Source organism: Micrococcaceae bacterium Sec5.1 (genome assembly GCA_039636795.1).
GTDB lineage: Bacteria > Actinomycetota > Actinomycetes > Actinomycetales > Micrococcaceae > Arthrobacter.
The window spans coordinates 4,956,528-4,969,540 of sequence record CP143430.1 but is presented as its reverse complement, the minus strand read 5'-3'; the positions used below and the strand labels follow the sequence as shown (position 1 = coordinate 4,969,540).

Here is a 13,013-nt window from a genome sequence, read left to right as displayed (position 1 = left end):
GATTCTCACCAGTCGAACCTTTCGTAGTGGAGTTGTTCTGCAGGTAGCCCGGCGGCCTGTACATCCTTGACCACTTGGCTGGCCCAGCCGGCCGGGCCGCAGACGTACACGTCGGCGTTGGCTACATCCGGGACATAGTCGCGGAGCGTGAAACCGGCGTGGACGGCTGATTCGGGCAGCCATTCGTTCGGGCGTGCGGAGCGCGGGCCGGTCAAGTGGAAGAGGGTTGCGCCGCGGGCTTGGCAAAGCGCCATGATTTCCTGACCAAGGAAGAGCTCTGATTCGTCGTGTCCGCGCAGCAAGACAGTTGCGTTGCCGGGCTCGAATGGGGTGGATTCCAGCAGCGACCTCAGCGGAGTGATGCCAATGCCGGCGCCGATCATCACCACTTTGTTGCGGGACCGCGCGGCGGTGCTGAACATCCCGTAGGGTCCCTCAAGAGCGACCCTGGTGCCGGGCCTAAGGCGGGCCAGCCGGGCCGATCCGTCGCCCAGGTTTCGGACGGTGATACGGAGCTTGCCCGCTGTAGTGCCCGTGGCCGGAAGTGGTTCCGCGGACAGGCTGAAGGGGTGCGGCTGCCACCAGAACCCCGGAGCCAGGAACCTCCAGATGAAGAATCTCCCGCCGCTGCCTGCCAGCGATTCGAGGCGCAGTCCGGTCATTTCGATGGTGAACACGTCCGGTGCCACGCGCACTATGCGGCTGACCGTGAGTTGATGCCGGGCTGTCGCCGCGAGTGGCTGGTAAATCCTGAAGAACAGGAGCGCCGCGCCCGTTCCGATGCAGATTGCCAGCCAATACCAGCGCTGCCAGGTTCCTTCGGCAAAGAGTCCGCCAACACTGAACTGGTGGGGAATGGCCGTTGCCACTGCTGCGTACGTCAGGAGATGGATCGCGTACCAGAATTCGTAAGGGAATCGGCGTCGAACAGCCACCAACGAGGTGACCACAACGGCTATGAACAGCGCCATAGCGACGAACGCGAGCCACATATCCGGTACGTTGACCCACAGGGAGACCGACTCACTGATCGGGTCCAGACCCTCGGCAACGCCGTACCCAATGGCTATGAAGATCCCATGCGCCAGCAGCAGGTACAGCGCCGGCTTGCCCAGCGATTTGTGGATCTCAAGAGCACGGTCATGCCCGATTGTGTTGTCGATCAACGGGATCCGGGCCGCGAGGAGCAGCATGAGGAGGACCACGTCCATGCCGACCAAACCGGCCACGATTCCCAATCCTGTCGCGGTTCCGGCAAAGGAGGAGAATCCGCCTGCGCCGCCGTCTGCGAGCCACAAGGCGACCGCGACGACTGGGGACACCCACGCGAGGAAACCCAAAAGGTCGGCCCGGGCCAGCCGCCGTCGGGCTTGCGCCCGAAAGGGTTCGACGGCGGCTGGTGGCGTCCGTGGGCCCGGCGCCGAGGACCGTTCAGCACCCGAAACACGTGAGAGAAGCGATGTCATGATCCAAGACTCGCCAATGATCCTTTCGTTCTGCTGTGAAAGGGCTTGTGAGGGCTTATGATTCCTGATTGGTCTTAATTTGGCCTGGCCCGTAGAATAGTTAGGCGCTAGGTAGTGCGGATCGTGTGCAATTGCTCCGGTTGGCGGTGAGGTCAGTCTGACTGACATCCCGATGGCCGGTAGTTAGGGGCTCAAGTTGCGTGCATTCCTGTATTCGCCCGGTATCCCAGGATCTGTTCCAGTGTTTATCACTGCCCGGCTCTGAGGCCCAACCTTCTTCGCCGTACTTGATGCGGAAACTACCGAAATGGTATGGATCGGATGCGAACGCTGCCTGTCGCACGGTAACGCAGGAACATCTGCACACCGTTACATTCAATCTTTGGAGGAGAGTCATGGCAGCACACTGCCAAGTGACCGGGGCCGAGCCGGGCTTTGGACACAGCATTTCGCACTCGCACCGCCGCAACAAGCGTCGGTTCGACCCGAACATTCAGAAGAAGCGCTACTGGGTTCCGTCCCTGCGCCGTAACGTCACGCTGACCCTGTCAGCCCGTGGCATCAAGACAATCGACGTACGCGGCATCGACTCTGTCGTCGCCGACATCCTGGCACGAGGAGTAAAGCTCTAATGGCAAAGGACAAGGACGTACGTCCGATCATCAAGCTGAAGTCCACTGCGGGCACGGGTTACACCTACGTAACGCGCAAGAACCGTCGTAACGATCCTGACCGTCTGGTCCTGAAGAAGTACGACCCCAAGATCCGCCAGCACGTCGAATTCCGAGAGGAGCGCTAAACACATGGCAAAGAAGTCCAAGATTGCTCGCAACGAGCAGCGCAAGGTCATTGTTGAGCGTTACGCTGCCAAGCGTCTCGAACTGAAGAAGACCCTGGTTGACCCCAACGCGACTGACGAAGCACGCGAAGCTGCACGCCTCGGCCTGCAGAAGCTGCCCCGCAACGCCTCCCCGATCCGTCTGCGTAACCGCGACCAGATCGACGGCCGTCCCCGCGGCACCTTCCAGAAGTTCGGTATCTCCCGTGTTCGCTTCCGCGACATGGCTCACCGCGGTGAGCTCCCGGGCATCACCAAGTCTTCCTGGTAATCACGAAGCTCTGAAAGGGCCGGTAACCGTTATGGTTGCCGGCCTTTTCTGCGTTTAAGCGTGCTTGTCCGTGGTGCCGGTGCGGCGTGTGGCTTGGGCGGGGCTGGGGTCATCCTCTGCCCGCTCGCTCGTTCCTCCCTTGGACGCGCGCTGCCGGATGACCCCCGCCCCCTTCGGTTGTTCTCTCACATCGTCGTTGTTTTTGAGCATCCTTCTCTCACATCGCGACGTGTTTGGGGGTTTCTTCCCTCATGTCGTGTCGGCTTTTGGTTGGGGGTTTCGGAATGTTCGACGGCGGTTGCTGGGCTGGGTGCCGCGGCTGTCTGGGGCGGGGGCTTTGGTTGGTGTGATGGGCCTCACGGAAGTTGTTTTGGTGCTTCCGGGCTGTTTCTGAGCCGTGGATGGTGTTGTTTGGCGTGTGTTTGCGGGGTTTTGGGGTGGTGTTCGGGGCGATTTGTTCCAGGGCTGGTGGGCGTGTAATGTCTTCTGAGTCGCCGCGAGTGAGACAGCCTGGTGCTGGGAACTGCGGGGGCCAACCCCTTTGATAACAGCCTGGAATATGGTGCGCTTTTGGGCGTGCCGGTGCCGGGTGGGGCCGAACATCGGATCGGGAATCGCGGAAACGTTGATTTGCATGGTTCCGGTTGATCGGGTAAGTTTGAAAAGTTGCTCCGGAGCGATCCTGTGGCCCTGTAAGGGTCCGGTGGTGCCGGTTAGTGTCTGTTGTTTGAGAACTCAATAGTGTGCCAAGTTTGTTGATGCCGATTGTTTTATTGATTGGTTGAAATTATGGCCGGGCCTCTGCGCACCCCCGTGTGTGGTGGTCTGGTTTTCAGCTGGTTTCGAATTTTGTGCAGCCGTGTTTACCGTTATTTCCGGTGGGTGTGGTTGTGTCTGTTTGATTTGTTTTTCTTCAACGGAGAGTTTGATCCTGGCTCAGGATGAACGCTGGCGGCGTGCTTAACACATGCAAGTCGAACGATGATCCCAGCTTGCTGGGGGATTAGTGGCGAACGGGTGAGTAACACGTGAGTAACCTGCCCTTGACTCTGGGATAAGCCTGGGAAACTGGGTCTAATACCGGATACGACTCCTCATCGCATGGTGGGGGGTGGAAAGCTTTTGTGGTTTTGGATGGACTCGCGGCCTATCAGCTTGTTGGTGGGGTAATGGCCTACCAAGGCGACGACGGGTAGCCGGCCTGAGAGGGTGACCGGCCACACTGGGACTGAGACACGGCCCAGACTCCTACGGGAGGCAGCAGTGGGGAATATTGCACAATGGGCGAAAGCCTGATGCAGCGACGCCGCGTGAGGGATGACGGCCTTCGGGTTGTAAACCTCTTTCAGTAGGGAAGAAGCGAAAGTGACGGTACCTGCAGAAGAAGCGCCGGCTAACTACGTGCCAGCAGCCGCGGTAATACGTAGGGCGCAAGCGTTATCCGGAATTATTGGGCGTAAAGAGCTCGTAGGCGGTTTGTCGCGTCTGCTGTGAAAGACCGGGGCTCAACTCCGGTTCTGCAGTGGGTACGGGCAGACTAGAGTGCAGTAGGGGAGACTGGAATTCCTGGTGTAGCGGTGAAATGCGCAGATATCAGGAGGAACACCGATGGCGAAGGCAGGTCTCTGGGCTGTAACTGACGCTGAGGAGCGAAAGCATGGGGAGCGAACAGGATTAGATACCCTGGTAGTCCATGCCGTAAACGTTGGGCACTAGGTGTGGGGGACATTCCACGTTTTCCGCGCCGTAGCTAACGCATTAAGTGCCCCGCCTGGGGAGTACGGCCGCAAGGCTAAAACTCAAAGGAATTGACGGGGGCCCGCACAAGCGGCGGAGCATGCGGATTAATTCGATGCAACGCGAAGAACCTTACCAAGGCTTGACATGAACCGGAAAGACCTGGAAACAGGTGCCCCGCTTGCGGTCGGTTTACAGGTGGTGCATGGTTGTCGTCAGCTCGTGTCGTGAGATGTTGGGTTAAGTCCCGCAACGAGCGCAACCCTCGTTCTATGTTGCCAGCGCGTGATGGCGGGGACTCATAGGAGACTGCCGGGGTCAACTCGGAGGAAGGTGGGGACGACGTCAAATCATCATGCCCCTTATGTCTTGGGCTTCACGCATGCTACAATGGCCGGTACAAAGGGTTGCGATACTGTGAGGTGGAGCTAATCCCAAAAAGCCGGTCTCAGTTCGGATTGGGGTCTGCAACTCGACCCCATGAAGTCGGAGTCGCTAGTAATCGCAGATCAGCAACGCTGCGGTGAATACGTTCCCGGGCCTTGTACACACCGCCCGTCAAGTCACGAAAGTTGGTAACACCCGAAGCCGGTGGCCTAACCCTTGTGGGGGGAGCCGTCGAAGGTGGGACCGGCGATTGGGACTAAGTCGTAACAAGGTAGCCGTACCGGAAGGTGCGGCTGGATCACCTCCTTTCTAAGGAGCTGCTAACAACTGTGTTGTTCGCCTGCATGGGCGGATGACGGGTTGTCAGTGTTGCCCATTGCGCAGGCGTCTGTTCTGCGGTGGGTGCTCATGGGTGGAAACATCAACGAATCAAACTTCTTTGGCATGGCCTTTACCGGTTGTGTCCTGGTGTTAGTACGGCAACCCGTGCCCCTTTTTGGGGGTGTGGTGTTGTGTGGAACGCTGCCGGGGCGTGGCTGGTATGGGGTTGTGTTTGGCGCACTGTTGGGTCCTGAGGCAACAGGACCTTTTTGCAGCAATGCATTGGGGGCACTTCTGGTGTTTCTTTTGTTCCTGCTTCCGGTACTCCTTTTCCGCTGTTGTGGTGGGGGTCTGGTTGATGGGGTTGTTGTTTGAGAACTACATAGTGGACGCGAGCATCTGGAACACACACTTGTGTGTGTTCTTACAGCAATTTCTTATGAATGAACCTGGCCCTTAGCGGTCATGGTTCTCTCGAATGGATGATGCATCGTCAAACGAGAGTTTGATGTGTGTGGTCAAGTTTTTAAGGGCACACGGTGGATGCCTTGGCATTAGGAGCCGAAGAAGGACGTAGGAATCTGCGATAAGCCTGGGGGAGTTGATAACCGAGCGTTGATCCCAGGATGTCCGAATGGGGAAACCCCGCACAACGCTGTTAAAGGTGATTTGTGTGACCCGCATCTGAACACATAGGGTGCGTGGGGGGAACGCGGGGAAGTGAAACATCTCAGTACCCGCAGGAAGAGAAAACAAGAGTGATTCCGTTAGTAGTGGCGAGCGAACGCGGATCAGGCTAAACCGTTTCCATGTGTGATAGCCGGCGGGCGTTGCATGGGCGGGGTTGTGGGACTTTCCGTACTGGTTCTGCCGGACCGGTGGGGTGTGTAGTGCAGGCATAGGTGAACGGTCTTGAAAGGCCGGCCAGAGAGGGTGTGAGCCCCGTAACCGTAATGTTGTGTACCGCCTGGAGAGGATCCCAAGTAGCACGGGGCCCGAGAAATCCCGTGCGAATCTGTCAGGACCACCTGATAAGCCTAAATACTTCCTAATGACCGATAGCGGACCAGTACCGTGAGGGAAAGGTGAAAAGTACCCCGGGAGGGGAGTGAAACAGTACCTGAAACCGTGTGCTTACAATCCGTCGGAGCCAGTCTGATTCTGGTGACGGCGTGCCTTTTGAAGAATGAGCCTGCGAGTTAGTGTTACGTCGCGAGGTTAACCCGTGTGGGGTAGCCGTAGCGAAAGCGAGTCTGAACAGGGCGAGTGTAGTGGCGTGATCTAGACCCGAAGCGGAGTGATCTACCCATGGCCAGGTTGAAGCGACGGTAAGACGTCGTGGAGGACCGAACCCACTTCAGTTGAAAATGGAGGGGATGAGCTGTGGGTAGGGGTGAAAGGCCAATCAAACTCCGTGATAGCTGGTTCTCCCCGAAATGCATTTAGGTGCAGCGTTGCGTGTTTCTTGCCGGAGGTAGAGCTACTGGATGGCCGATGGGCCCTACAAGGTTACTGACGTCAGCCAAACTCCGAATGCCGGTAAGTGAGAGCGCAGCAGTGAGACTGTGGGGGATAAGCTTCATAGTCGAGAGGGAAACAGCCCAGACCACCAACTAAGGCCCCTAAGCGTGTGCTAAGTGGGAAAGGATGTGGAGTTGCGAAGACAACCAGGAGGTTGGCTTAGAAGCAGCCATCCTTGAAAGAGTGCGTAATAGCTCACTGGTCAAGTGATTCCGCGCCGACAATGTAGCGGGGCTCAAGTACACCGCCGAAGTTGTGGATTTCACACAGTGCCCTAGCCTTCGTGGTTCAGGGGTGTGGAGTGGTAGGGGAGCGTCGTGTGGGCAGTGAAGTCGCGGTGGAAACCAGCGGTGGAGCCTACACGAGTGAGAATGCAGGCATGAGTAGCGAAAGACGGGTGAGAAACCCGTCCGCCGAATGATCAAGGGTTCCAGGGTCAAGCTAATCTGCCCTGGGTAAGTCGGGACCTAAGGCGAGGCCGACAGGCGTAGTCGATGGACAACGGGTTGATATTCCCGTACCGGCGAAAAACCGCCCATGCCAAGCGGGGGATACTAACCGCCCGGAGCCTGCCCTATCACCCTTGTGGTGTGTGGGTTTTGGCCGAGCGCGGGACCTGATCCCGGGAGGTAAGCGTATTAACAGGTGTGACGCAGGAAGGTAGCCGGGCCGGGCGATGGTTGCCCCGGTCCAAGGATGTAGGGTCAGGGATAGGCAAATCCGTTCCTGTGTGTTTCGAGCACGATCCTGAGATCTGATGGGACCCCCGTATGGGGGGATCCGGTGATCCTATGCTGCCTAGAAAAGCATCGACGCGAGGTTTTAGCCGCCCGTACCCCAAACCGACACAGGTGATCAGGTAGAGAATACCAAGGCGATCGAGAGAATTATGGTTAAGGAACTCGGCAAAATGCCCCCGTAACTTCGGGAGAAGGGGGGCCTGCCCCGTGATACAGACTTGCTCTGTGGAGCGGGTGTGGGCCGCAGAGACCAGGGGGAAGCGACTGTTTACTAAAAACACAGGTCCGTGCGAAGTCGCAAGACGATGTATACGGACTGACTCCTGCCCGGTGCTGGAAGGTTAAGAGGACCGGTTAGCCCGTAAGGGCGAAGCTGAGAATTTAAGCCCCAGTAAACGGCGGTGGTAACTATAACCATCCTAAGGTAGCGAAATTCCTTGTCGGGTAAGTTCCGACCTGCACGAATGGAGTAACGACTTCCCCGCTGTCTCAACCATAAACTCGGCGAAATTGCAGTACGAGTAAAGATGCTCGTTACGCGCAGCAGGACGGAAAGACCCCGAGACCTTTACTATAGTTTGGTATTGGTGTTCGGAGTGGCTTGTGTAGGATAGGTGGGAGACGTTGAAGCCCGGACGCCAGTTCGGGTGGAGTCATCGTTGAAATACCACTCTGGTCACTTTGGACATCTAACTTCGGCCCGTGATCCGGGTCAGGGACAGTGCCTGATGGGTAGTTTAACTGGGGCGGTTGCCTCCTAAAAAGTAACGGAGGCGCCCAAAGGTTCCCTCAGCCTGGTTGGCAATCAGGTGTCGAGTGTAAGTGCACAAGGGAGCTTGACTGTGAGAGAGACATCTCAAGCAGGGACGAAAGTCGGGACTAGTGATCCGGCGGTACATTGTGGAATGGCCGTCGCTCAACGGATAAAAGGTACCTCGGGGATAACAGGCTGATCTTGCCCAAGAGTCCATATCGACGGCATGGTTTGGCACCTCGATGTCGGCTCGTCGCATCCTGGGGCTGGAGTAGGTCCCAAGGGTTGGGCTGTTCGCCCATTAAAGCGGTACGCGAGCTGGGTTTAGAACGTCGTGAGACAGTTCGGTCCCTATCCGCTGCGCGCGCAGGAAATTTGAGAAGGGCTGTCCTTAGTACGAGAGGACCGGGACGGACGAACCTCTGGTGTGTCAGTTGTACTGCCAAGTGCATCGCTGATTAGCTACGTTCGGATGGGATAACCGCTGAAAGCATCTAAGCGGGAAGCTCGCTTCAAGATGAGATTTCCATACACAATTTGTGTGAGAGGCCCCCAGCCAGACCACTGGGTTGATAGGCCGGATGTGGAAGCGAGGACTAAAGACTCGTGAAGCTGACCGGTACTAATAGGCCAACAACTTACACCACACACAAAAGCACTGCACGCGTCCACTATGTGGTTCCCGAACAACAAAACCCGTTGCTTCCAGGAACAAAAACCACAACTAAATACACAACACCACAGGACCCTCAACATCGAGGGAACACACATGTTGTAACCACAAAGCTTCCCACCCCAACACCGGCACCAAACCGGCACAGGGGTTCGGGTAACAAGGTTACGGCGGTCATAGCGTGGGGGAAACGCCCGGTCCCATTCCGAACCCGGAAGCTAAGACCCACAGCGCCGATGGTACTGCACCCGGGAGGGTGTGGGAGAGTAGGACACCGCCGGACAACCATTAACGGGCAAGCCCCGACCATGACGGTCGGGGCTTGCCTCATTTAACCCACCTTCCGGCTGACATCGGGAGGAGCCATCGCGTTCACACCCCAACAACGTCGCCACGCGCCAATGCGAAAGGCAGACGATCAAAGATGATGTGGATCTCGGCGATCTGATCATTCTGAATGCGATACAGCTCAGCCCCCGGAGCGCTCGGAACCGCCCGATTGGCAGTGTCGTACATGAGTATTGCTTCGTCGTTGGACCCATAAGCCGCAAGAAGCACGGATTTTGTGAGCGAAGCAGCGAAGGGCTCCATGAACGCCCGGACAGCTGCCCTACCGTTCATTGTGCCGGACGGCGCATGGCAGGTGACGTCCTCGGCCAAGTGCTCGGCCGCCGAGTCCAAGTTGCCGGTTGTCCAGGCCCGATGGTAGGCCACTGCGATCTCGACGGCCTTGGCCTGCTTTTCAGTCATGGTCTGGTTCCTTTCGTGAGGTTTACTTCTGTTTAGACACCACGGGGCAGCAGATCGGAACGCCTAAGTGGGTACATGCCAAGATTGAGCTGTGACGTCAGCGGAGTTGGAGGCCGCCCGGGCCGGTGATGAGGAAGCCTTTGCTTCCGTCGTTGCGCCCTTTCGCCGCGAACTTCACTTGCACTGCTACAGGATCACAGGATCTGTTGACGATGCAGATGATGTCCTGCAGGAGGTTTTGCTTGCCGCATGGAAAGGGTTGCCTGGATTTGCCGGCCGATCGTCCCTGCGGACTTGGCTCTACCGGATTGCCACTACTCGTTCGCTCAATGCGCTTAGGGACCGGGGTCGCCGTCCTCGCCCCGCCCCTGCACCTCCCTTCGAGCCGCCGACTCCGAACGACCGATTCGATCAACCGCATTTGCAGCCTTACCCCGATGAATTGGTCGACGAGCTTGATCCTGCTGTGCGGGCCGTTGCCCGCGAAAGCGTTGAGCTCGCGTTTGTGGTTGCGCTTCAACGGATGCCGCCGCGCCAAGCCGCGGTGCTGATCCTCTGCGATGTGTTGGATTTCACCGTTACCGAAGCTGCCGAGATGCTCGCGATAGGCCCGACGGCGGCCAAGGGCCTTCTTCAGCGGGCCCGCGCCAGACCGTCTCCAGAGTCAATCGCGACCGGAGCAGACCACCACGATCTAGCCCGCAAGTTTGCGGATGCCTTCGCGCGAGACGACGTCGAGGGCGTCCTTGAGCTCCTCACCGATCAATGCTGGCTTGCCATGCCCCCGGCCAGCGAACTTTACGTGGGTCAGCACGCCGTCGGGAGTTTCCTCCGTGCCAGTGCGGCTGGGCGCCCTGGCGGCAACTATGCGCTGACCTCTGTCACTGCCGGTGGCAGGCCGGCATTCGTGTGTTATCTGCAAGGCCGGGCCCGGGGGCTCCTGGTGATTGAGCCAGCTCAGGCTGGAGACAAGATCGCATCGATCATGCGGTTCCTCGACGATGGTCTGCATCGACACTTCGGGATGCCGGACTTTCTTGAGTGAAGCGGTGCGCAACTGGCTCGGTGACGCGCCCTAATGAATGCCCGACGGCGGGGCTGTCGCGGGCGGTTGGGGGTTTGTTGGGGTTGTGTTGGGTGGTTGTTGGGGTGGATTTGCGTTGGGGGTGTGGGGCGTGTATTGTTTTCTGAGTCGCCGGGTGCGAAACGGAAAGCCGGAAGGTGTGTACGGTTCGGTAGGCGGCCAAAAATAACTCTTCTTTTCCAATGGCCCTTGTTGGGTGCGCTGTTTTTGTGGTGCGCTGTGCGGGGTGATGTTTTGGGGGGTCTGTTGTTTGAGAACTCAATAGTGTGCCAAGTTTGTTGATGCCGATTGTTTTATTGATTGGTTGAAATTATGGCCGGGCCTCTGCGCACCCCCGTGTGTGGTGGTCTGGTTTTCAGCTGGTTTCGAATTTTGTGCAGCCGTGTTTACCGTTATTTCCGGTGGGTGTGGTTGTGTCTGTTTGATTTGTTTTTCTTCAACGGAGAGTTTGATCCTGGCTCAGGATGAACGCTGGCGGCGTGCTTAACACATGCAAGTCGAACGATGATCCCAGCTTGCTGGGGGATTAGTGGCGAACGGGTGAGTAACACGTGAGTAACCTGCCCTTGACTCTGGGATAAGCCTGGGAAACTGGGTCTAATACCGGATACGACTCCTCATCGCATGGTGGGGGGTGGAAAGCTTTTGTGGTTTTGGATGGACTCGCGGCCTATCAGCTTGTTGGTGGGGTAATGGCCTACCAAGGCGACGACGGGTAGCCGGCCTGAGAGGGTGACCGGCCACACTGGGACTGAGACACGGCCCAGACTCCTACGGGAGGCAGCAGTGGGGAATATTGCACAATGGGCGAAAGCCTGATGCAGCGACGCCGCGTGAGGGATGACGGCCTTCGGGTTGTAAACCTCTTTCAGTAGGGAAGAAGCGAAAGTGACGGTACCTGCAGAAGAAGCGCCGGCTAACTACGTGCCAGCAGCCGCGGTAATACGTAGGGCGCAAGCGTTATCCGGAATTATTGGGCGTAAAGAGCTCGTAGGCGGTTTGTCGCGTCTGCTGTGAAAGACCGGGGCTCAACTCCGGTTCTGCAGTGGGTACGGGCAGACTAGAGTGCAGTAGGGGAGACTGGAATTCCTGGTGTAGCGGTGAAATGCGCAGATATCAGGAGGAACACCGATGGCGAAGGCAGGTCTCTGGGCTGTAACTGACGCTGAGGAGCGAAAGCATGGGGAGCGAACAGGATTAGATACCCTGGTAGTCCATGCCGTAAACGTTGGGCACTAGGTGTGGGGGACATTCCACGTTTTCCGCGCCGTAGCTAACGCATTAAGTGCCCCGCCTGGGGAGTACGGCCGCAAGGCTAAAACTCAAAGGAATTGACGGGGGCCCGCACAAGCGGCGGAGCATGCGGATTAATTCGATGCAACGCGAAGAACCTTACCAAGGCTTGACATGAACCGGAAAGACCTGGAAACAGGTGCCCCGCTTGCGGTCGGTTTACAGGTGGTGCATGGTTGTCGTCAGCTCGTGTCGTGAGATGTTGGGTTAAGTCCCGCAACGAGCGCAACCCTCGTTCTATGTTGCCAGCGCGTGATGGCGGGGACTCATAGGAGACTGCCGGGGTCAACTCGGAGGAAGGTGGGGACGACGTCAAATCATCATGCCCCTTATGTCTTGGGCTTCACGCATGCTACAATGGCCGGTACAAAGGGTTGCGATACTGTGAGGTGGAGCTAATCCCAAAAAGCCGGTCTCAGTTCGGATTGGGGTCTGCAACTCGACCCCATGAAGTCGGAGTCGCTAGTAATCGCAGATCAGCAACGCTGCGGTGAATACGTTCCCGGGCCTTGTACACACCGCCCGTCAAGTCACGAAAGTTGGTAACACCCGAAGCCGGTGGCCTAACCCTTGTGGGGGGAGCCGTCGAAGGTGGGACCGGCGATTGGGACTAAGTCGTAACAAGGTAGCCGTACCGGAAGGTGCGGCTGGATCACCTCCTTTCTAAGGAGCTGCTAACAACTGTGTTGTTCGCCTGCATGGGCGGATGACGGGTTGTCAGTGTTGCCCATTGCGCAGGCGTCTGTTCTGCGGTGGGTGCTCATGGGTGGAAACATCAACGAATCAAACTTCTTTGGCATGGCCTTTACCGGTTGTGTCCTGGTGTTAGTACGGCAACCCGTGCCCCTTTTTGGGGGGTGTGGTGTTGTGTGGAACGCTGCCGGGGCGTGGCTGGTATGGGGTTGTGTTTGGCGCACTGTTGGGTCCTGAGGCAACAGGACCTTTTTGCAGCAATGCATGGGGGCATCTTCTGGTGTTTCTTTTGTTCCTGCTTCCGGCGTCCCGGTCACTGTCAGCAGCCCCTGCTCCCGCGTTTTTGTGGGTGTGTGGGTTGTGGTGGGTGGGGTGTGGTTGACGGGGTTGTTGTTTGAGAACTACATAGTGGACGCGAGCATCTAGAACACACACTTGTGTGTGTTCTTACAGCAATTTCTTATGAATGAACCTGGCCCTTGTGG

General features: G+C 57.6%; 7 protein-coding genes and 4 rRNA genes. 9 read left to right on the top strand and 2 right to left on the bottom strand.

Annotated features, from left to right (window positions below):
* Positions 1-5: 5 nt before the first annotated feature.
* The gene (locus VUN82_22720) at positions 6-1,466 is read right to left on the bottom strand and encodes a ferredoxin reductase family protein (protein XAS71851.1); all 1,461 of its coding nucleotides are present in this window, start codon (positions 1,464-1,466) and stop codon (positions 6-8) included.
* 395 nt (positions 1,467-1,861) lie between these two features.
* Between VUN82_22720 and rpmB the strand changes: the two genes are divergently transcribed.
* The 6 genes from rpmB (at position 1,862) to rrf (ending at position 8,991) form a co-directional block, all read left to right on the top strand.
* On the top strand, positions 1,862-2,098 hold the full coding sequence (gene rpmB / locus VUN82_22715) for a 50S ribosomal protein L28 (protein ID XAS71850.1): 237 nt from the start codon (positions 1,862-1,864) through the stop codon (positions 2,096-2,098).
* A complete protein-coding gene (gene rpmG, locus VUN82_22710; GenBank protein ID XAS71849.1) occupies positions 2,098-2,265 on the top strand; it encodes a 50S ribosomal protein L33 in 168 nt (55 codons plus the stop codon). The genes rpmB and rpmG overlap by 1 nt, the downstream gene beginning before the upstream one ends.
* A gap of 4 nt (positions 2,266-2,269) precedes the next feature.
* Positions 2,270-2,575 carry a 30S ribosomal protein S14 gene (gene rpsN, locus VUN82_22705; GenBank protein XAS71848.1) on the top strand — a complete coding sequence of 102 codons (306 nt, stop codon included), beginning with the start codon at positions 2,270-2,272 and terminating at the stop codon, positions 2,573-2,575.
* A 913-nt stretch (positions 2,576-3,488) separates the two neighbouring features.
* Positions 3,489-5,008, top strand: a 16S ribosomal RNA gene (locus VUN82_22700).
* Between the two features lie 528 nt (positions 5,009-5,536).
* Positions 5,537-8,682: ribosomal RNA gene (locus tag VUN82_22695) — 23S ribosomal RNA — on the top strand.
* Between the two features lie 192 nt (positions 8,683-8,874).
* Positions 8,875-8,991, top strand: a 5S ribosomal RNA gene (rrf, locus tag VUN82_22690).
* Between the two features lie 89 nt (positions 8,992-9,080).
* Here rrf and VUN82_22685 read toward each other — a convergent pair.
* Positions 9,081-9,458, bottom strand: coding sequence for a nuclear transport factor 2 family protein (locus VUN82_22685; protein ID XAS71847.1), 378 nt, complete (start codon positions 9,456-9,458; stop codon positions 9,081-9,083).
* A 91-nt stretch (positions 9,459-9,549) separates the two neighbouring features.
* Here VUN82_22685 and VUN82_22680 point away from each other — a divergent pair, with 91 nt between their 5' ends.
* The 3 genes from VUN82_22680 to VUN82_22670 all read left to right on the top strand — a co-directional run bounded on the left by VUN82_22680 (position 9,550) and on the right by VUN82_22670 (position 12,954).
* A complete protein-coding gene (locus VUN82_22680; protein XAS71846.1) occupies positions 9,550-10,503 on the top strand; it encodes an RNA polymerase subunit sigma-70 in 954 nt (317 codons plus the stop codon).
* 475 nt (positions 10,504-10,978) lie between these two features.
* Positions 10,979-12,498, top strand: a 16S ribosomal RNA gene (locus tag VUN82_22675).
* Together the 16S, 23S and 5S rRNA genes form the textbook arrangement of a ribosomal RNA operon.
* A 294-nt stretch (positions 12,499-12,792) precedes the next feature.
* The gene (locus VUN82_22670; protein ID XAS71845.1) at positions 12,793-12,954 is read left to right on the top strand and encodes a hypothetical protein; all 162 of its coding nucleotides are present in this window, start codon (positions 12,793-12,795) and stop codon (positions 12,952-12,954) included.
* Positions 12,955-13,013: the final 59 nt, after the last annotated feature.

Coding starts and splice junctions, on each gene's coding strand:
- VUN82_22720 (XAS71851.1), bottom strand. CDS start 1,466: ATGACATCGCTTCTCTCACGTGTTTCGGGTGCTGAACGGTCCTCGGCG.
- rpmB (XAS71850.1), top strand. CDS start 1,862: ATGGCAGCACACTGCCAAGTGACCGGGGCCGAGCCGGGCTTTGGACAC.
- rpmG (XAS71849.1), top strand. CDS start 2,098: ATGGCAAAGGACAAGGACGTACGTCCGATCATCAAGCTGAAGTCCACT.
- rpsN (XAS71848.1), top strand. CDS start 2,270: ATGGCAAAGAAGTCCAAGATTGCTCGCAACGAGCAGCGCAAGGTCATT.
- VUN82_22685 (XAS71847.1), bottom strand. CDS start 9,458: ATGACTGAAAAGCAGGCCAAGGCCGTCGAGATCGCAGTGGCCTACCAT.
- VUN82_22670 (XAS71845.1), top strand. CDS start 12,793: ATGGGGGCATCTTCTGGTGTTTCTTTTGTTCCTGCTTCCGGCGTCCCG.